Source organism: Allobosea sp., assembly GCF_030695125.1.
GTDB lineage: Bacteria > Pseudomonadota > Alphaproteobacteria > Rhizobiales > Beijerinckiaceae > Allobosea.
On the sequence record NZ_JAUYTP010000003.1, the window covers coordinates 15,381 to 34,555 of the forward strand.

General features: G+C 62.6%; 21 protein-coding genes. 12 read left to right on the forward strand and 9 right to left on the reverse strand.

What is annotated here, in order from left to right; translation table 11 throughout:
* The first annotated feature begins 22 nt into the window (after positions 1–22).
* From repC to Q8S38_RS00145, 4 genes are all read left to right on the forward strand, one after another.
* Positions 23–1,252 (forward strand): plasmid replication protein RepC, encoded by a 1,230-nt coding sequence (gene repC / locus Q8S38_RS00130; protein WP_305678381.1) that lies wholly within the window; start codon positions 23–25, stop codon positions 1,250–1,252.
* A gap of 224 nt (positions 1,253–1,476) precedes the next feature.
* Positions 1,477–1,758 (forward strand): type II toxin-antitoxin system RelB/DinJ family antitoxin, encoded by a 282-nt coding sequence (locus Q8S38_RS00135; RefSeq protein ID WP_305678382.1) that lies wholly within the window; start codon positions 1,477–1,479, stop codon positions 1,756–1,758.
* Complete coding sequence (locus Q8S38_RS00140) at positions 1,727–2,047, forward strand: type II toxin-antitoxin system YafQ family toxin (protein WP_305678383.1); 321 nt, start codon at positions 1,727–1,729, stop codon at positions 2,045–2,047. The genes Q8S38_RS00135 and Q8S38_RS00140 overlap by 32 nt, the downstream gene beginning before the upstream one ends.
* 54 nt (positions 2,048–2,101) lie before the next feature.
* Entirely contained in the window at positions 2,102–2,533 is a 432-nt protein-coding gene (locus Q8S38_RS00145; RefSeq protein ID WP_305678384.1) for a Ros/MucR family transcriptional regulator, read from the forward strand.
* A gap of 187 nt (positions 2,534–2,720) precedes the next feature.
* On the opposite strand, the gene Q8S38_RS00150 is transcribed toward Q8S38_RS00145, so the two are convergent.
* Together Q8S38_RS00150 and Q8S38_RS00155 are read right to left on the reverse strand one after the other, a co-directional pair.
* The gene (locus Q8S38_RS00150; protein WP_305678385.1) at positions 2,721–3,044 is read right to left on the reverse strand and encodes a hypothetical protein; all 324 of its coding nucleotides are present in this window, start codon (positions 3,042–3,044) and stop codon (positions 2,721–2,723) included.
* Positions 3,045–3,144: 100 nt separating this feature from the next.
* Positions 3,145–3,708 (reverse strand): sigma-70 family RNA polymerase sigma factor, encoded by a 564-nt coding sequence (locus Q8S38_RS00155; protein ID WP_305678414.1) that lies wholly within the window; start codon positions 3,706–3,708, stop codon positions 3,145–3,147.
* A gap of 59 nt (positions 3,709–3,767) precedes the next feature.
* Between Q8S38_RS00155 and Q8S38_RS00160 the strand changes: the two genes are divergently transcribed.
* Positions 3,768–4,250, forward strand: coding sequence for a helix-turn-helix domain-containing protein (locus Q8S38_RS00160; RefSeq protein ID WP_305678386.1), 483 nt, complete (start codon positions 3,768–3,770; stop codon positions 4,248–4,250).
* A gap of 327 nt (positions 4,251–4,577) precedes the next feature.
* Here Q8S38_RS00160 and Q8S38_RS00165 read toward each other — a convergent pair whose 3' ends face one another.
* From Q8S38_RS00165 to Q8S38_RS00175, 3 genes are all read right to left on the reverse strand, one after another.
* Positions 4,578–4,856: a DUF6894 family protein gene (locus tag Q8S38_RS00165; protein WP_305678387.1), complete on the reverse strand. Its 279-nt coding sequence runs from the start codon at positions 4,854–4,856 to the stop codon at positions 4,578–4,580.
* A 432-nt stretch (positions 4,857–5,288) separates the two neighbouring features.
* A complete protein-coding gene (locus tag Q8S38_RS00170) occupies positions 5,289–5,615 on the reverse strand; it encodes a MerR family transcriptional regulator (protein WP_305678388.1) in 327 nt (108 codons plus the stop codon).
* A gap of 78 nt (positions 5,616–5,693) precedes the next feature.
* A complete protein-coding gene (locus tag Q8S38_RS00175) occupies positions 5,694–5,837 on the reverse strand; it encodes a hypothetical protein (protein WP_305678389.1) in 144 nt (47 codons plus the stop codon).
* Between the two features lie 427 nt (positions 5,838–6,264).
* On the opposite strand from Q8S38_RS00175, the gene Q8S38_RS00180 reads away from it, so the two are divergent.
* Positions 6,265–6,546, forward strand: coding sequence for a hypothetical protein (locus tag Q8S38_RS00180; protein WP_305678390.1), 282 nt, complete (start codon positions 6,265–6,267; stop codon positions 6,544–6,546).
* Positions 6,547–6,555: 9 nt separating this feature from the next.
* Here Q8S38_RS00180 and Q8S38_RS00185 read toward each other — a convergent pair whose 3' ends face one another.
* Positions 6,556–6,930, reverse strand: a complete 375-nt coding sequence (locus Q8S38_RS00185; protein ID WP_305678391.1) for a response regulator — start codon at positions 6,928–6,930, stop codon at positions 6,556–6,558.
* A 203-nt stretch (positions 6,931–7,133) separates the two neighbouring features.
* Between Q8S38_RS00185 and Q8S38_RS00190 the strand changes: the two genes are divergently transcribed.
* Positions 7,134–8,162, forward strand: coding sequence for a sensor histidine kinase (locus Q8S38_RS00190; RefSeq protein ID WP_305678392.1), 1,029 nt, complete (start codon positions 7,134–7,136; stop codon positions 8,160–8,162).
* Positions 8,163–8,331: 169 nt separating this feature from the next.
* On the opposite strand, the gene Q8S38_RS00195 is transcribed toward Q8S38_RS00190, so the two are convergent.
* Positions 8,332–10,008 (reverse strand): type IV secretory system conjugative DNA transfer family protein, encoded by a 1,677-nt coding sequence (locus tag Q8S38_RS00195; RefSeq protein WP_305678393.1) that lies wholly within the window; start codon positions 10,006–10,008, stop codon positions 8,332–8,334.
* Positions 10,008–10,337 (reverse strand): mobilization protein, encoded by a 330-nt coding sequence (locus tag Q8S38_RS00200; RefSeq protein WP_305678394.1) that lies wholly within the window; start codon positions 10,335–10,337, stop codon positions 10,008–10,010. The genes Q8S38_RS00195 and Q8S38_RS00200 overlap by 1 nt, the downstream gene beginning before the upstream one ends.
* A 264-nt stretch (positions 10,338–10,601) precedes the next feature.
* Here Q8S38_RS00200 and traA point away from each other — a divergent pair, with 264 nt between their 5' ends.
* Complete coding sequence (gene traA / locus Q8S38_RS00205; protein ID WP_305678395.1) at positions 10,602–13,769, forward strand: Ti-type conjugative transfer relaxase TraA; 3,168 nt, start codon at positions 10,602–10,604, stop codon at positions 13,767–13,769.
* Between the two features lie 2 nt (positions 13,770–13,771).
* The gene (locus tag Q8S38_RS00210) at positions 13,772–14,245 is read left to right on the forward strand and encodes a DUF6118 family protein (protein ID WP_305678396.1); all 474 of its coding nucleotides are present in this window, start codon (positions 13,772–13,774) and stop codon (positions 14,243–14,245) included.
* Here the strand turns inward: Q8S38_RS00210 and Q8S38_RS00215 are convergent.
* Positions 14,242–15,786: a winged helix-turn-helix domain-containing tetratricopeptide repeat protein gene (locus tag Q8S38_RS00215; protein ID WP_305678397.1), complete on the reverse strand. Its 1,545-nt coding sequence runs from the start codon at positions 15,784–15,786 to the stop codon at positions 14,242–14,244. The two genes, Q8S38_RS00210 and Q8S38_RS00215, sit on opposite strands and share 4 nt — an antisense overlap.
* 139 nt (positions 15,787–15,925) lie before the next feature.
* Here Q8S38_RS00215 and Q8S38_RS00220 point away from each other — a divergent pair, with 139 nt between their 5' ends.
* The 3 genes from Q8S38_RS00220 (at position 15,926) to Q8S38_RS00230 (ending at position 18,973) form a co-directional block, all read left to right on the forward strand.
* Positions 15,926–16,288 (forward strand): cupin domain-containing protein, encoded by a 363-nt coding sequence (locus Q8S38_RS00220; RefSeq protein WP_305678398.1) that lies wholly within the window; start codon positions 15,926–15,928, stop codon positions 16,286–16,288.
* Positions 16,289–16,350: 62 nt separating this feature from the next.
* The gene (locus Q8S38_RS00225; RefSeq protein ID WP_305678399.1) at positions 16,351–17,427 is read left to right on the forward strand and encodes a PLP-dependent cysteine synthase family protein; all 1,077 of its coding nucleotides are present in this window, start codon (positions 16,351–16,353) and stop codon (positions 17,425–17,427) included.
* A gap of 67 nt (positions 17,428–17,494) precedes the next feature.
* Positions 17,495–18,973 (forward strand): pyridoxal phosphate-dependent decarboxylase family protein, encoded by a 1,479-nt coding sequence (locus tag Q8S38_RS00230; protein ID WP_305678400.1) that lies wholly within the window; start codon positions 17,495–17,497, stop codon positions 18,971–18,973.
* The last annotated feature ends 202 nt before the right edge of the window (positions 18,974–19,175 follow it).

Below are 19,175 nucleotides of genomic sequence, written 5' to 3' on the forward strand. Positions count from 1 at the left end.
GCCTAACGCTAGGTGAAAGACCATGGAACCACGACACTCGACGACGCCCTTTGGGCGGCGATCGCTGACTCTTGCCCACGTGGCAAGCCAAGCGAGCGCAAAAACCCGGCCGCCGGAGAAGGCGGTCCATAAATGGAACATCTTCCGGGCGATCTGCACGGCCAAGAACGCGCTCGGCGTACCTGAGCGGGCGCTGGCCGTTCTGGACGCGCTGCTGTCCTTCCACCCCGAAACCGTCCTCACGGGCGAAGGCCTCGTGGTTTTCCCCTCGAACCACCAACTCGGCTTGCGCGCCCATGGCATGCCGATGGCGACGCTCAGGCGCCATCTGGCGGCGCTCGTTGATGCCGGCCTGATCGTCCGGCGCGACAGCCCCAACGGCAAGCGCTACGCCCGCAAGGGCAGGAGCGGGGAGATCGAGTTCGCATTTGGTTTCGACCTCGCCCCGCTCGTCGTTCGATCGGAAGAGTTCGAAGCCCTCGCGGCCGGGGTTGAGGCCGAGGCTCGGGCGCTGCGCCTGGTGCGCGAGCGCATCACGATCTGCCGGCGCGACATCGCAAAAATGATCGCGACGGGGATTGAGGAGGGCGTGCCGGCGCAACTGGCAGGGCAGGGGCCAGCCGACTGGGCCGAGATCCATCAGATCTATCGCGGCCTCATGGCGCGGATTCCGCGCAGTGCGACGCGCCCTGTGCTCGAGCCGATCGCCGATGAGCTGTCGTTGCTTGCTGACGAAATCCTCAACCTGCTGGAAACTCACATCAACTCTCAGAATATGAGCGGCAATGAGTCTCACACTGAGCGTCACATACAGAGTTCAAATCCAGACTCTCCTGTTGATCTTGAACCTCGCTTTCCAGAAAGCAGGGGCGCTGGGTTGGAGATTGTGCCGGAACGGAAGCGGGTGCCGGAAGGATCGTTCCCGTTAGGCATGGTGTTGGACGCCTGTCCCGACCTGATCGACTATTCGAAGGGTGGCATCGCCAACTGGCGCGACTTTCTGGCGACGGTCGCGGTGGTCCGACCGATGCTGGGCATCAGTCCGAGCGCATGGGAGGAAGCGATTGGCGTCATGGACGAGGTCCAGGCCTCGATCGTCGTCGCGGCGATCCTGCAGCGCGGCGAAGCGATTTCCAGCGCCGGCGGCTATCTGCGCGAGCTGACCCGAAAGGCGCAAGCGGCAGAATTCTCGCTTGGGCCGATGCTGATGGCGCTGATCGGTAGCCGTAAGCGTGAGAAGAAGCGGGCTTGAGTATGATGAGGCGCATCCGGATCGTCGAGGGGCTGTTCCTGCTCATCACGCAGTCTGCAAGAGGGAAGGGCGCCCGCATCTGCCCTCCGTGATCCGTATCATCTCTCAAGCCTGAAACGGCTGGCTCATCATCGGCGGCAATGTGCGCTGTCACAGCGAAGATTCCGCCCATTGAGATTGTTGCTCACCTGAGCTACATAGAACGCTTGGAAGAGGAGGTCGTGATGGCTGCCACCGCATTTGTTCGGGCTCGCATCGACGAGAGTTTGAAGGACGAGGCCGCCGCTGTCCTGGCCGAGATGGGCCTCACCGTGTCCGATGTCGTGCGCATGACGCTGACGCGGATCGCGAAGGACCGCGCCTTGCCGTTGGAGTTGAAGGTCCCCAATGCCGAGACGCGCGCGGCCATGGACGAGTCCCGCGCACTGATGAAGCAGCGGCGCGCCCGTTTCGCCACCGCCCAGGAACTCTTCGATGCCCTCGACCAAGAAGCCGGCCAGCAGTAAGCGGACTTCTCTGCCGAGATCGGCGGATTATGCGAAAAGCTTCCTCAAGGATTGGGAGCGCCTTTCGCGTTCCGGCCGATACGATATGGTCCAGCTCAAAGAAGCGATGATGATGCTCATCGCCAACGACAGCCCGCTTGGGCCGGAATGGCTCGATCATGCCCTGAAAGGCGATTGGGCGGACCATCGCGAATGTCACATAGGCGGCGACTTTTTGCTGATCTACCAGGTCGAACGCAATCTGATCAACTTCGTCCGCGCCGGCACGCATTCCGAACTGTTCGGTTGAGGGTTTGCACCAAAGGCAATATGGCGTGAGGACACGTTTCGATTAGGGATTGCGATGTCTGAGCAGAACGAAGAGCTGATCGCGCTGACTGCGTCGATCGTGTCGGCCTATGTGACGCGCAACAACGTGCCGACGGCAGAGCTGCCGCGCCTGATCGCGAGCACTCATGCGGCGATCGCCGGCTTGGCAGGGCGTCCCGCACTCGTTGCGGCCGAGCCACTGGTCCCGGCCGTGCCGATACGGCGATCTGTGACGCCCGACGCGATTATCTGCCTGGAGGATGGCCGTTCATTCAAGACGCTGAAGCGACATCTGAGCACGAGCTACGGCATGACGCCGGATCAATACCGGGCGAAATGGAACCTCCCGGCCGATTATCCGATGGTGGCGCCCAACTACGCGGAATCGCGCTCGGCCATGGCCAAATCCATCGGGCTTGGTCGCAAGGCCGGGATCCGAGTTTTACGTGGCAAAGCGAGCGCTTGACCACCTGCAACGACGGGGTGATCGTGTCTGCGCGAGACAAGTGAACAATCGTTTTGATTGGCTGTCGCGAGCTACTGCGTTGCGTTTCAAGACGATAGATGCTTCCGCAGTCCCGCTTTTGCCGAGCTCCTGGCGGGGTGCCGGGTGTGCCATTGTTCTCAGCCTGTTGATCGCGAACCGATTGCGGTCAATCGCACTCGCGGACGCGGCTATAGCCGACGAAGTCACCCCAGCGGTTGAAGATCGGCCGCTTGGTGACGTAGCAATCGGGCTCGACATAGCGCGGTCCGACATAGACCGGGGCCGGTGCGTAATAGGGGCGAGGCGCGTAGGCGTAGCCTCGGCCAGCGCCGGCGATGGCGCCGCCCACGAGAGCCCCGGCGGCAAGTCCCCCGATCAACGCGCCGTTGAAGCCGTCCCGCGCTTGAGCCGGGCTCGAGATCGGCGCCAGTCCAACCGAAACGCCGGCTGTCATCATTGCAATCGCAGCAATCCCTTTGAACGCAGTCATCGCGCCCTCCATCACTGATGCACTTAAAATGACAGCGATCGAGTGAATAAAGGGTGAACCAGCGACCGTCGGTTTCTCGACTCATGCACGGCGATCGTCTTCATCCCAGGCACGTCTTGAGCGTCATCAGGGAGCGGCGAATCCAGGTCTTGACCGTGCCGAGCGGGAGGCTCAACTTTCCAGCGATCTCACCGTGGGTGAGGCCCTGGACGAAGGCGAGCAAGACGATGCCGCGCCGCTGCGGGGGCAGCGGCTCGAGGCAGGCGCGCAGCGCTTTGGCATCGGAGAGTTTCGAAATGATCGTCTCGGGATCGTCCTCTTCGCTCGCCAATTCCTCGGTCAGGGGGTTCTCGCGAGTCTCGGTTCGACGCTCGTCGCGCAGGACCGATATCGAGCGATTCCGCAAAATCGCGTAAATCCAATTCTGGCCGCTGCCGCGCTGCGGATCGAAGCGCGCCGCATGCCGCCAGATCAGCACGAAGGCGTCCTGCACCGCTTCCTCGGCTAGGGCGCGGCGCTTGAGCAGGCGCTGCGCCACGCCGAGCATCCGACCCGCTTCGGCATCGTAGATCCGCCTGAGAGCCGTCTTATCGCCGGTAGCACAGGCCAGAAGGGCGTCGTCGACAATCCTGGCCTCTCCGGGCTGTTTTACGTCCGTTATCATCTGCCCTGCCTTCCCAGACGACCTGCGCTGCACTTTTTAACGAACTTGGGCCAAGTCTCATGAGCTACTCCACGCTGGGCGCATACGTTCATCACCTGCCCTTAGGTTGCATCGTCATGCAGAAAATCACGCATCCGGTCGATCGGCATGTTGGAGCGCGGGTTCGCGTGCGGCGGATTCTAGCGGGGATCAGCCAAGTCCAACTTGGCGCCGCGCTCGGCGTGACCTATCAGCAGGTCCAGAAATACGAGAAGGGCGCCAATCGGATCAGTGCCAGCCGTCTTCAGCAGATCAGCGGCGTGCTTGGCGTGCCGGTCGACTTCTTTTTCCAGGGCGCGCCTGCCGCACACTTGCCCAATCTCGGCGTGGTCGATGGCGCCGAAATGGGCGATGTCGCATCGTTCCTCTCGACGAGCGAGGGCGCACAAATGGCGACCGCTTTTCCACGTATCGCCAATGCGCGAGTTCGGCGTCGTATTCTTGATCTGGTCGAGGCGCTGGCAGATGGGAGGCTTGGTGAGGCTCGCGCAAGAACGCCGTGATCATCCTCCGCCGCATCCGTTCGTGTGTTCGGTGACGAAACGGTCAGCCGCCAGCCAGCTGATTTCCGACATGTCATCGCTATGGTCGCATAGTAGTTCTACAATGATGTCGGTTAGTTTCTTGCTTTGAATGTCTTGACGCTCGTTATCGCAGCAGCCGGCTGCCTGTATAATGTTCAAAGCGGCTGATCGTATTGCATCGACATAGGTATCGTCCGGTGCCGTGACTGAGTGTTGAGACTCGGGGTACGCAGTAGCCATTTTGGCCTCGCTCGATTGCAGCGGAGATGTTACGGATAAAGCACTATAGTGATCGCGGACTGACAATTATTTGTCCGCAACCTGTCGTCGATCGAATTCATGAACGTGATGGTAGCGGTCGTTTCTGATAAAATTCGCAAACAAAACGATCAATTTGACTGATCCGATCGGATTTGCGACCTCGATGCGCCATGTGCGGAGATCAGCCTGCCTGAACAGCGAAATCGTGCCGCGCGCCAAGCGCACCGCGTGCTCGTGAGCCGTCTTCCAGTCAGAACAACGTTCTCCCTCGAGGTCCCGGAAGAGGACGTGCTGAGCAGCGATATCGAAGAAAAACCGGGCCACAGTTACCTCCTGGCGTGCTGAAGGAGGTATGTCATCCTGCGGATTGTCGGCGACAATCCGGCTTCGTGCGTTCTCCCCGCGTCGAGGACTTTTTAGGGTTACCGCGCGCTTGCCCAAGTCTGTGCATTTTCGGCAACTTGAGCCCCCGTCACTGGTGCCGTCGCCGCCGGGTTCGACCGTTGTCCTGGCGACACGCGCTTCGGCAGCGGCTGGCATTCACCATTTTGCCGGGCTAGGGGTTGCATTTGTCGACCTGCCGACGCGGTGTGAAGCGCGCTGGCACCGTCCAGGCAGAAAAACCGCGAAGACCCCGTCGCCGGGGGGGCGCGACGGGGTCGACCGAATGTGCTCTCTCGCTAGAGCCGCATCAGGCTGGCAGGAAGTGGTAAATGAATCCTTCCCGCTGGTCGATCACATTCATAGGCTTTACGCCTATCGAGAGTTCGACAGACGCGCTTTCAGAATAGCGATGACCTCGTCCAGCTCCGCTCGTTGCTCTTTCACCAGCTCGAGCTGGTCTGCGTACTGCTTGCGCGTGATCCTGCCTTTGAGGATTTCCGCGACAGTGAACCCGAGTCGACGCAGCTCGACCACCTCGGCGATGCGCGCCCTGGTTTCATCGGTGTAGAGCCTCGCTTGCGATCCGGAGACCGATCCGCTCCGATGGGGCCGGAACAATCCCCTCTGCTCGTAGAAGCGCAAGGCTCGCAGGGTCAGGCCGAATTGCTCGGCGATCTGGCGGATCGTGTAAACGGTCATAGACTCCGACATAACGATAGCACCGTGATGGACAACCCCTGTCAGAGCGGGGAGGGGAGCGTCACCAGAGGGGGATGTTCATGATCGATCGAGAGCCGTTCCGAGCCGCGCATTCTTCCTTCTTTCCCGCCGGAAAAGCTCAGCGCGATCGAGGAGGTCTTCACAGCGGCCTGGCGGCTTCTTGAAGTCGGCAGGCATGTCGATAAACGCCAAGATCAGCATCAGCGCGCTCGTCTTGCCAGGATTGCCCTAGATTGTCTGGTTGATGGCCTCGAGCCGACAGCGGCCACCGCGCAGATTGCCATGGAGCGATTTCTGGCATGCGGGACGCATAGCTGACGGTCAAGAAAGTCCTACCCGGCTGCGACGATGCTCCGGTTTGCCTCGGGGGTTCTCCGCTAGCACGACGCGCCCGCTCCGCTTTCGCGCTTAGTGTCCCTTGATCGCCTACGCCTTCCTCCAGTCCCACCGCCTCAACAAGGCGAAGCGGGAAAAAAAGAATCCACGGTCCGCCACCACAGCCAACCCTGCCAGCGATCCGGGCAGCCATCATCGCCGTACTCGAACGGCCGCCCCCAGACCGATGTCCGCATTGCCGTCGCTGGTTCAGTCCTAAAAATCTGCCAAAGTAGTGCTAGAGGGGAGTTCGGTGAGCGACGCATCGAGCGATCACGGGCACGGCTTTCTCGGTTTTAACGTCTTCCGGCGTGAGAATGATCGGGAACTTCTGCTGGCGGTGCCGCTCATATCGCCTTTGCCGATCATCCTGGGTAGCGGATGGCAGTTTTGCCACACGATCGAGATGCGCGAGTCGCTTCCGGCTGGTTTCGATATCATGGCGGCACAGGAAGCGATCAAGCGGGATGGGTTCTACGTGTTCGAAAGAGGTCGGCTGCGAAACCGCGCCTTATTTATAAATTCGGCATTGTGATCGCGTCGATCACTTCACCTCGTTCAGCAACGTCGAAATCGCTGTGATGAGCTGCGGAAACGCGAACGGCTTGGCGATCATGATGCTGTTGGGCACGCCCTGGGCCGTCCACTCACCGGAGCTGTCGCCGCTCATGTAGACGACGGGCATCGTCGGAACCGCTTCGCGGACATGCCTGCCGACATCCCAACCGCTGTCGCCTTTGCCGAGTCGAATGTCCGTGACGACGGCGCAGATCGTAGCACTGCGTTTCTCGAAAATCGTAATGGCTTTGGCAGCATTTCCGGCCGTCACAACCTCAAAGCCGGCGTCTTGGAGCGCTACTTCGACATCCATCAGGATCAGCGGCTCGTCTTCGATCAATAGCACTAGCGGTGGTGTCATCAGCATTGTTCCCCCTGAAGCCGTCGCATAACTGCGGCCCTGCCGATTTGTTCGAGTTTTCGGCAAATCCGGCTTCAACTTTACGTGACATGGTTACCGATTAGAGCAAAGGGCGCGACGACGTCGGTAATGCCGGGCCTATGGCGACAAACCCGCTTTATCCGTCTACACATGAGTGGCAGCGGGCCTGAGGAGATGAAAGCGTGCGACCGGTTCTGGGTCCGAAGGCGTTGAAGCGCGTCGTCGCGCGGTTGCCTCATCGGCCGATCGCAGCACCGCAGGCGTTCATTCTCGCTGCTTTTCTTGTCGCTCTGGGAGCTCTCTTGCGGTTTGCGCTGAGCCCGCTCGTGGGCGACGGTGTGCCGTTCATCACCTTTTTTCTGATGGTGCTGATCGCGTCGGTGGTAGCTGGAGCGGCCGCAGGATTTTTTGCGCTTGCGCTGAGTTCACTCGTCGCGAGCTATTTTTGGCTGGCCCCGTTCGGCAGCCTCATGCTCACTCCGGATTCGATAGCGGCTCTGGTCGCCTTTTGGGTGGCCACCACCTTGATGATCGCCGTAGCGGCGACGCTGCAAGCGTTGGTCGCCTACCTGATGGAGTCCGAGGCGCGGGCTCATGTCATCGCCCACGAGATGAAGCATCGCGTCGGCAACATGCTGGCGATTATCCAGGCCATTGCGCGTCAGACGGAGCGTGGGGCGAGTTCGCTTGGAGAATTCAGCCAGGTCTTTCAGGCCCGCCTTTCAGCGCTCGCCAGCGCGCAGGACGTGATCCAGGAGAACCCGAACCTGCCAGCGGATCTCCGGCAACTTGTCATGCGCATCATTGAGCCGTTTGGACATCATCGCTTCACCGTCGGTGGTCCCGACACAGGCGCCGACCCAGCTATCGCGTCCTCGCTCGCGTTGTTGATCCATGAGCTCGGCACCAATGCCATGAAGTACGGTGCGCTTTCGAGCGAAGCGGGCACCGTGAGCTTGCGGTGGATGATCGATGGCGACCGGATTGTCCTGACCTGGGTCGAGGTCGGCGGCCCCCCGGTAAGTGCGCCGGACCGGTCCGGGTTCGGCTCAAAGCTACTGCAGAGTGCATTCCCCCCGGATGTTGGCGAGGCCCGGATCGAGTACCCGAGCTCCGGCGTGCGCTGCACGATCGGTTTTGCTGCGCCGACGTCTTATGTCGGGCCACTGGCCGCGACGAAGGTTGAGCCGCAAGCCGTTGGCCTGGGTTGAGCGCTGTTTTTTGTTGTAGTTCTTGAAATTGCGCTGTTTTGCACCGGCCCGGAGGCGAACGCGCTTTTCCATAGCGCCGTAGAGAGCCGGAGGGCCGCATGCAAGAGTTCCGGGCGCGTCGCGCCTAGTCCGTCTGCTTAATGCGACCCCGCGCCCGCTGGACCATCTGTCAGGCACGATCGAACAGGCCCTCGAACTCGCGATCGGCGAAGTAGCGCAGTTTGCCGGCGATGATGGGCCGCTGGTTGGCGATGAACAGCATCTGGGCTGTCGGGTGCATGTTGCGAACCTCGTCGGGGGTCATCAACGGGCGGGCGACGTGCTGTTCGCCATAGGAGATGCCGGACTTTTCGCTGTCGAGCGCGCGGCTCATGGTCTGGAAGACGACGGTCTCCTGGCCGGTGAGGTCGGAGACGAGGCGCGCCGAGTCGTGGTCGTTGACGCCAAAAAGCTGCAGGACGCCGGCGTTGGAGAGGAAGGTGCCGGCCCGGCGGCCATAGGTGGCGCGGAGTTGATGGACATCCTGAAGGATGGGCCAGAGCTGGACGCCGTAGCCCGCCATGAGGCCCATGGCGCGTTCGACGGGTGCAAGGTTGCCCAGCGCCGCGAACTCATCGAGCAGATACAGCACGGACTCCCTAGGCGCGGCCTGTGAGTCTGCCGGGGCGGGGGAGGGCGCTCGCGCCATGTCAGACAGGCTGCGGGTGACCATGAGGCGCAGCCAGCGCGAATAGGTCGCGAGCCGATCGGGCGGCAGCACGAGGAAGACGGTCGCGGTCCGCCGCTTCAGATCGGCGAAGGAAAAGTCGCTCCTGTCGAGCACCGCCGTCATGCGCGGCGAATCCAGAAAGTGGGTATGGCGCTGCGCGGCCGAGAGGACGCCGGCGGCCTCGCGATCGGATTTTCCGAGGTGGCGGTTTGCCGCGCGGGCAATGAGCCCGCCGGCTGCGGTCGAGGCCTGCATGCACTTGAGCAGGGCAGTGAAGGCTTCCGGTGCGAGGGTGAGGCATTCGCGCAGCGTCGCGAGGTTGCGCCGCTCGCGCGGTTCGTCGGCGGCGATCGACAGGATGATACCGCCGATCAGGGCCTTGGCTTCCTCGTTCCAATGCGCCTCGCCGGCTTCGCCTGGCGCATCGAACACAAGCGCGTCGGCGAGCGTCGCGGCCTCCTCGGCGACATCGATGTCGTCGGGGTCGAGATGTTCGAGCGGATTGAAGGCGGAGGAGGGAATGCCGGTGACGCCAAAGGGATCCAGGACATGGACTTTGCCGAAGCGGTCCCGGGCGCGGGCCGTAACCTTTGCGTTCTCGCCCTTGGGGTCGATGCAGATGACGGAGCGATCGGCGGTGAGGAGGTTCGGGATGATGGTGCCGACGCCCTTGCCGGTGCGGGTCGGCGCCATGGTCAGGAGATGGGCCGGCCCGTCATAGCGCATCAGTTTTTTGCTGATCGGGTCGCGGCCGATCAGCAGGCCCGCTTTGCCACGCGTCAGCGAGGCGACCTCGCTGTCGTTTGAGAAGCGGGCCGAGCCATGGGTGGCGTCGTCATCGACCATCCCGAAATGCTCGACCATCGGCTTCACCGCGAAGCGCGCCAGCGTCATCAGCCCGAGCACGCAGGCGAGCAGGTTGCCGGCCAGATGGAGCCAAGTCCGGGCCATGCCGATCGCGTCCATGGCGAGATGGACGGCGAAGAGCAGGACGAGCGTGACAATGCCCGCGATCGCCCCGACCTTTGCGACATAGTGGATCGCGGCCAGCGGCCCGAACACGGCGCAGCCGAGCGCCCACAATGGATCGCGCCAGGCGGCGCGCAGCATATTCACGAAAGCGATTTTGGCCACCATCAGGCACGCTCACCCGTAGCGGTCGGATCGGCAGCACCTTGAGACACAACGGCTGCCTTCTCGGTCGCTGACAGTTCGATCAGGTCAGGAAACAGCGTCCTGTCGCCGTCGCGGGTGAGAAACCCCGGCAGTTCGCGCTTCAGCCATGCGCGCAACCGATCGACGAACTCGGCGTCTTTGCTGGTCTCGAGCCGCTGCAGGACCAGCGCCCCGAGCAGCACCTTTCGCCGCGTGTCGTTGGCGCGCTCCTGTCGGCCGAGTCTCGCCTGCAGGGTTTTGCGCTGGGCGTCGAGCTGGGCCAGCCGCTCCTCGATCGATCGTCTCGCCATGGGGCGTCTCCATCAGAGTAAGCGACCGATTCTAACGGCGACACCGAGGCGAGCCAACCCCAAGCGCAAAGATTGGAACGGTTCGAGGCAGGATCGCACGACGCGATATGCCAATCTCGTCTCCGACCGCCCTAGCACAAAGCGTGCCGCAGGCGGACCACGAGAAGCATCAGGAGCGAAGCGGATGATGCTTCAAGTGCGCACTTACGAGTTGTTGCACAACTCAGCGCCTGATACCGTGATCGCTGAACTGGAATCCGCACATTGGCGATCTACCATCTCAGCATGAAGCCGATCAGCCGAGGCATGGGCCGCAGCGCGGTCGCGGCTGCGGCTTATCGCGCCGGGGAACGGCTGACCAACGAGCGCGATGGCGTCACGCATGATTTTACCCGGCGTGGCGGGGTGGAGCATTCCGAGATCGTGCTGCCACGCGGGTCGGACGCTGAATGGGCGAAAGATCGGGCGACATTATGGAATGCGGCCGAGGCGGCCGAAGGGCGAAAGGATGCTCGCGTTGCCCGCGAGTTCGAGATCGCCTTGCCGTATGAGCTCAATGCCGAAGAGCGGCTGGAGGCGACGCGGACGTTCGCGCAGGGGCTGGCCGATCGCTACGGGACGGCGGTCGATGTCGCGATCCACTCGCCACATGGCGAGACGGACGTGCGCAATCACCACGCGCATCTGTTGATGACGGTTCGGGCTGTCGGGACGGAAGGGTTCTTGGACAAGACCTCGATCGAGCGCGAGAACAAATGGCTGTTGTCGCAGGGGCTGCCGACCTCGTCGATGCAGATGCGCGAGATCCGCCAGTCCTGGGAGCAGGTCGCCAATGAGCGCTTGGCTGCGGCGGGGCTGGATGTGCGGATCGATCATCGTTCGCATCAGGAGCGCGGGCTGGAGATCGAGCCGACCGAGCATATGGGGGTCTTTGCCACCCAGATGGAGCGGAGAGGGGTTGAGGTGTCGCGGACCCGGCTCGACGGGGATGCGGCGCGGCGCAACGCCGATCTGATCGCGGAGAAGCCCGAGCAGGTCCTGACGCTGATCACGGGCGAGAAGAGCGTGTTCGATCGGCATGACGTGGCGAGGGCGCTGCATCGGTCGATCGACCAGCCTGAGGCGTTCCAGGCGGCGTTCGCCAAGGTGATGGCGTCAGAGGCTCTGGTCGAGCTTCAGGCGGAGCGGGTCGACTCGAACGGCGAGATCACGCTGGCACGCTACTCGACGAAGGAGATGGTTGCGCTCGAGCGCGGCATGGCGGACGGGGCCGTACGGATGAGCGAGGCGCGCTCGCATGGGGTCGATGGCGCTCATGTCGATGCGGCGATCGCGGTACAGGATGGTGCGATCCGGCGTGGGGTTGCGGCGGATACCGCCGGCCAGGTGGCGCGCGGCGTCTTGTCGGAATCCGATCGGGATGTCGCGATCGATTCTGCGGGTCTGAGCGACGAGCAGCGTCGGGCGGTGGAGCATGTCACCGGCGGGGAGCAGATCGCGGTCGTGGTCGGATTGGCCGGCGCCGGCAAGAGCACGATGCTGGCGGCGGCGCGGGACGCCTGGGAGCGGCAGGGTTTTGCGGTCCATGGCGCGGCGCTATCGGGCAAGGCGGCGGAGGGGTTGGAGGAGTCGTCCGGGATATCGTCGCGGACGCTGGCGTCGTGGGAGCATGGCTGGAAGGCCGGGCGCAGTGAGCTTGGGCCAAAAGACGTCATGGTGGTCGACGAGGCTGGCATGGTCGGATCGCGTCAGCTTGCGCGGTTCGTCGCCGAGGCGGAACGCACGGGTGCGAAGCTGGTCATGGTCGGCGACCAGGAGCAGTTGCAGGCGATCGGAGCCGGCGCGCCGTTCCGTGCGATTGCGGAGCGGGTCGGGTTTGCCGAACTGCAGGACATCCGCCGCCAGCGCGAGGACTGGCAGCGTGAGGCGTCGGGCGACTTTGCCCGACATCGGACGGGCGAGGGGCTGTCTGCCTATGCCGAGCGCGGCGACGTTCGGTTCAGCGAGACGCGTGACCAGTCGCGGGCGGCGATCGTCGCCGACTACATGGCGGACGCCACTGAGCGCCCCGAAGGCTCGCGCGTCGCGATGGCGCATCGGCGGGTCGATGTCCGCGCGCTCAACGCCGACATCCGCACAGCGCGGCAAGAGGCCGGCGAGCTGGCGCGCGGGGAGGGCGATCAGGGTCGGCTTGGGCGCGAGCAGTTGTTCGAGACCAATGACGGCAAGCGGTCATTCGCGCCGGGCGATCGCATCGTGTTCCTGGAGAACAATCGCGAGCTCGGCGTGAAGAACGGGATGCTGGGGACCGTGTCGTCCGTCGAGCAGGACCGGATCACGGCCCGGCTCGACGGACCCGCGCGGGGCGCTGGGGGGGAACTACGCACGGTGTCGCTCTCGACGAGCAATTATGCCGCGTTCGATCATGGCTACGCAACCACGATCCACAAGACACAAGGCGCGACCGTCGATCGCGCCTTCGTCATGGCGTCGGGCACGATGGATCGGCATCTCACCTACGTCGCGATGACGCGGCATCGTGATCAGGCGACGCTCTATGCCGGCCGGGACGAGTTCAAGGGCGGGATGGAATCGCTCACCGCCCGGCTCGGCCGCGACGGGTCGAAGGAAACTACGCTCGACTATGCGCAGGGGTTTGCCGAGCGGCGGGGGATTGCCGAGCGGTTCGGGGTGAAGAGCGAGATCGAGGTAGAGCGTGACGGCGAGGGGAACGGGCGGCAGCGGCCGGGTGGTGAGAAACCGCGCGAAAATCTTGCGCGGGCTACCAGAACCGACGATCAAGCTGCCGATCGGCGTGGTGGTGATCGAGGCCAGGCGCAGGGCCATGACGCCGGCGGAGAGGGTGGTGATCGCGCCAGCGCCAGCGTGGAAACGCCGACGGCGAAGCGTAGCATGTTTGCGGGGCTTAAACTCGGGGGAGGGCGTGTGGAGCCTCAGGGGCGCGATGGCGCGGCGTCCGAGTGGAAGGGCGGCGAGAGCCCGGCTGCGCCTGCGGCAGGCTCTGCCGAGGCCCGCGTGCAGCTTCTGGCGGCCGTCGAGGGGTATGCGAAAGCCTATCAGGACGCCGCTCGCATGAGCGCCGCCGATTTGCCCGTCCTCGAGCATCAAAAGTTGGCGCTGCGGAGCGCCGGGGCGGCCATGGACAAGGCTCGGCCGGGATCAACGCAGGATCTCGCTGCGGTTCTGAAACATGAGAGCCTGAGTCAGCGCGCCATGGCGGAGCTGAGCGGGCCGGCGCGCGCCGCGCAGCTCGTCGCCGGGATGGATCGCGAACGGCAGCGCCAGGTGCAGCGGGAGGCTGCCGCCCGGGGCTTGGAGGCTGCTGCTGGCAGGAAGGGTCAGGGTAAGGCGGCGCGCGAGCCCGAGGCCGAGAAGCACGTCCGCGAGCGCGACAAGGGCATGGAGCGATGAGCGTGGCAGACGACGATCGGATCGAGACCAGCGACGATGATGCGGCGCGGGCGTTTGTGGCGCTTCAGGCTGAGGTCGCGAGCTTGCGTCAGGCTGTTGAGGCGCTGCCGGCCATCGTCGAGGGAGCGGCGCGCGCAACCGACTACATGCCGACGCTGGGCGCTGTCGTCAAGGTGCTGACCCAGGTCGAGGCACGAATAGTCGCGATCCAGGACCATCCGGCGATAAAGATGACGCCCGAGCAGCACGGCCGGGCGATAGGACGCGCCGGAGCCGAAGCGTTCGCGGAGGCGGCGCGGGTGATGCGGGATGAGGCCGATGCGCTGAAACGGGAGCGAATGCATCTGGCAGGTATCGTCGGCGAGGCGTTGACGCGAAAGGCTCAGTGGCGGCGTCAATTTTGGTTCGGCGCAATTGGTGTCCTTGTTGGGACGGGAGCGACGCATGCACTGAGGGCGATGGGCTTCCCTGTTTAGAAGCCTTGCCGTTGCAATTCTAATGTTATCAACGACCTCACGGCGTTGTCGCGAATTGGAAACGCCGCAAAAAATTGGCTAGTTGACGCCTCCGGTTTCCGGCGGCGCGCCTCCAGCCGCCACCGTCCTGCCTGCTGATGCCGTCCAGCGACCCCATTTGCTAGTGCCGCTATCATAGCGATGAGGTAATGCGCCCCAGGCGTAGCGGCAGCGCGGTCGGCCCAGCGGGCGGCCGCAAATGTGTCGCCAGACTGAAGCAGTGACAATGCCCTCACCCCGTGAATGCCGTAAAGTAGCGGGTCGAGAGGGCTGAGCTGCAGGGCAGTATCGAGGTCTGCTCCTACCGCTTGGACATCGCCAGTCAGCATTTCCGTGAACGCCTTGGCATAGAACCCCTGCGCGTAATTCGGATTGAGCTCGACCGCTCGCCCGAGCCATCCTCCTGCTGCCTCGGGCTCGTCGGTGAGCCAGAAGGACCGACCCATTGTGAAATGAGCGAAAGGGTCGAGCGGGTCGAGATCAAGACCACGCTCGGCGTGATGACGCGCAGCCTGCGCCGACGCTTTTACGTCGGGTCCCATGTGTAGGAAGGCCTCGATGAAGCTGGTGAAGGACAGTCCGGCATGAGCCCGAGCAAAACGGGGATCGAGCCTGACGGCGCTTTCGAAACTCTCGCGCGCCTTCAGTGTCGAATCTGGTGTGAACCGATAAAGATGATGCAGGCCAATATGGAAATTCGCCCAGGCGTCGAGTTTGTCGGTACTTCCGACGGCTGCCACCCGCGCTTCGTTCTCGGGCACATACAGGTCCAGCGCCGCAACGACCCGAGCGATGATGCGTTGACGTAGATCTTCGATCCCGTCGAGCTGTACTGCCAGCCGGTCGCCCCAGATCACCTCGCCGCGCCCGGCATCAGCGAGTTGAACCGTCACCGCGATGACCTTGTCTCGCGCCTCAATTATGCCCGATAAAACATATCCGACGCTCAAAGCCGTGCCGATTAGGTCTAGATCCGGCTCGCGGAAGCGGAATGACGAGCCACGAGCGGTTACCGCTAGCCAGCGTAACCGCGACAGAGCTTGAATGATATCGTGCGGGATCGCATCGGCCAGGATAGCAAGGTCGGGGGCCATTCCCAATGGTTGGAATGGAAGCACGGCGATCGATGGGCGACGCAACTCGGTGGGATCAACACCGTCTATACGCTCCAGCGTAGACCGCCTTGAGGCTGGAGCTTCCACTACCTCGGCCACGAAGCAAAAGCCCCGTCCATGCAAAGTACGGATAACCGACTGGTTCGACCCGTCATCTCCTACCGCCTGCCGCGCCGATCTGATGCGGCTAGCGATACTGGCGTCCGAAACGGTTCGGCCGTTCCACACCACCTTTACGATCTCATCTTTTCCAACCATCCGGTCGCGATTTCGCACGAGATGCACAAGCAGCGACAATACCTGCGGCTCCGCCCTCACCAGGACGCCGCGGTGCGTCAGTTCTAACCTGTTCGGGTCCAGGCGAAATTCGCCAAACTGCCAGATCATGTCGCAACGTAGCGCAGATTTCCGCAGTTCTACACGAAATCTTCAGGGCATGATCAAGCGCGTGGAAACGGGGCGCGTAGTGTCAGTGTGCATCGGGCTCGAGATTGTCTCGGTCCCTCAGTAGGAACAGGAGCCTTCCATGAGTGCAATCGAAATCAGAAGGTTCGATGCCCCGGACCAGTTGCTCGACATGAACGAACACGGTGGCATCTCGATCGTCAGGATGGCCGACGGTAGTACCGGTATGCATGCGATCTTCGAGGCCGGCTGGACGTGGGAGGCGGACGAAAAACCGCTTCTGGGCTCGCCTGACTCCTGCCCAATGCGGCATACCGGATACTGCATCTCAGGCAGCCTCATCGTGCGAATGATCGCATCCGGCATCAAGACGCGCATCAGCATGGGCGATTTTTTTGAAATTCCGCCAGGACATGACGCTCACGTCGAGGGCTCGGAAAGGGTTGAACTTATCCTCTTCGCGCCACCTGAGCACCAGCACTAACCTGCGGACAGGAACGATCCGGTACATATCGCTCGAGATCCAAAAGTAAAAAGGAGGCACCCATGGACACGAAAACTCGCACAACACAGGGCCGCGGGCGCCTGTTTGATTCAATCCTTGACACAGTGGGCGACACGCCGGTGATCAGAGTGAATAACCTGGCACCGAATGGCGTGCGGCTCTACGTCAAGGCTGAATTCTTCAACCCGGCAGCATCGATCAAGGACCGTCTAGCGCTGAACATCATTGAGGCGGGCGAGCGGGCCGGCACGCTTAAACCGGGCCAGACCGTAGTAGAGGCCACGAGCGGGAATACCGGGATCGGGCTCGCCATGGTCTGCGCGCAGAAAGGTTATCCGCTCGTCGTCACCATGGCCGACAGCTTTTCCGTCGAGCGGCGGCGACTGATGCGGATGCTGGGCGCGAAAGTGGTTTTGACGCCGCGTGCCCAAAAGGGGACCGGCATGTATTTTAAGGCCGTCGAATTGGCCGAGCGGCACGGCTGGTTCCTCGCCCGGCAGTTCGAGACTGCCGCTAATGCAGACATCCATGAGGCCACCACGGCACGCGAGATCATTGGAGATTTTGCCGGTGACCGTCTCGACTATGTTGTAACCGGTTACGGCACCGGCGGCACGGTGGCAGGGCTTGCGCGGGTCTTGCGCAAGGAACGGCCCGAAGCGCGGATCATCCTGACCGAGCCCATCAATGCGCAACTGCTCGGCGGCGGTGTGGCCCAGAAGCGCACCGCCAATGGGGGGCCGGCCGTCACCCACCCGAGCTTTGAGCCGCATCCCATTCAGGGTTGGACACCAGATTTCATCCCCAGTGTGCTGCAGGAATGCATAGACAGCGGCGGCTATGATGAGCTGATCCCCGTTACAGGCGCCGACGGCATCGCTTGGGCGAAGAAACTTGCGCAGCGCGAAGGGATTCTGACTGGCATCTCGGGGGGTGCGACTTTTGCCATAGCGATGGGAATTGCAGAACGCACTGCTCCCGGAACCGTGATCCTGGCCATGTTGCCCGACACCGGCGAGCGATATCTGACAACGCCGCTTTTTTCGGACATCCACGAGGAAATGGATGCCGAAGAACAGGCGCTGTCGCATTCCACCCCCGGATATCAGGTGGCCTGAGCGCGCTGGTCCAGTCCCATCGTGCCGCCGTTGCTCGTGGTCAATTCGATCTGAGGCATAGCCAACAATGCAAAAAGGTAACGACGCGCAAGAAACCCTCGATCCCAGCGATTGGACCACCACGCTGGCGCTTGCACACCGCATGGTGGATGAGGCCGGGTGCCATCTGCGCGACGTGCGAGACCGGCCCTTGTGGCAAGCCATGCCAGATGCAGTCCGCCGGAGTTATGACGCCCCGTTGCCATGGGATCCGGCCTCTCTGGCCGAGATCTGGAAGGATTTACGCGCCAACCTGATGCCATATCCGATGGGAAACATCCATCCGCGATTCTTCATGTGGTACATGGGCGCAGGCACCTTTACCGGTGCCCTGGGCGAGTTTCTAGCCGCGGTCGAAGGCTCCAATCTCGGAGGTGGCAACAACGCCGCGCCGCTGATGGATGCGCAGGTGACGGGTTGGATGCGCCAGATGATGGGGTTTCCCGAAAGTGCTTCAGGGACGCTGGTCGATGGCGGATCCAAGGCCAACATCATCGGACTGACGGTCGCGCGCAATGTGATGGCTGGGGTTGATGTGCGTGAGGAAGGTGTGGCTGCGATCCCGCAGCCCCTGCGCTTCTACGCTTCGGATCAGGTCCATTCCTGCCATCAGAAGGCCGTGGAACTGCTCGGTCTCGGCAATCGGGCGCTGGTCCGGGTACAATCCGACGATGCCTGTCGCATGGACCTGTCGGCGCTTGCGATGGCCATCGCCAACGACCGTGCGGCAGGGGCGAAACCCGCCTGCGTTATCGCGACGGCAGGGACGACAAACACCGGTGCAATTGATGACCTCCCAAGGATACGTGACCTATGCCGTCGTGAAGGGCTTTGGTTCCATGTGGACGGCTGCATCGGCGCACTGGTGACGATCGCGCCGCGCCACCGCTACCTGGTTGCGGGAATCGAGAGTGCGGATTCCTTGGCGCTTGATCTGCACAAATGGCTCCATGCCCCCTTCGAAGCTGGGCTCGCACTGGTGCGCGATCGGGCACAGCATCTTGCCTCCTTTGCCGTCCATCCCGAATATCTGGAAGAAAAACCGCGCGGCATCGCAGCGGCAGAGTACCTATACAATTACGGTCTGCAGACAAGTCGTGGGTTCCGTGCGCTCAAGATCTGGATGCTGCTAAAGGAGCACGGCTCGACAAAATTCGGACGCCTCATCGACCAGAACATTGAACAGGCGCTCTATTTTACAGATTTGGTTGGAGCTGAGCCGAGCCTGACATTAATGGCGCCCACCGCCCTCAACATCGTTTGCTTCCGTTATGACCCCGGTGGATTAGACGAAGCTGATTTGCGAATACTCAACAATGAAATTATGCTTCGGCTTCAGGAAGCGGGAATTGCCGCGCTATCGGACACAACGGTGAAGGGGCGTCACTGTCTACGCATGGCGATTTGCAACCACCGTACCCGGCGCGAGGATCTGGATCTGACAGCGCGGGAACTGGTGCGGATCGGCGACGAGTGTGGCGCGGACATAAGCCATGACGCTCTGTAACGCCATTGCTTCAATGAGGCCAACCGGCGATTACGCCCGACACGCCTTCGCCATGCCGTTCAGACAACATTGTCGGCGCGGCATCATGGCCGAGGGTCAGCAGCGATCACGCGGTAGCGTATTCGGATGTGAGGTACGTCACCCGCCCTCCCTCCGAACAGGCTCCCGAAGAGCAGGCTGACAACGATGGACCAACCCGAGG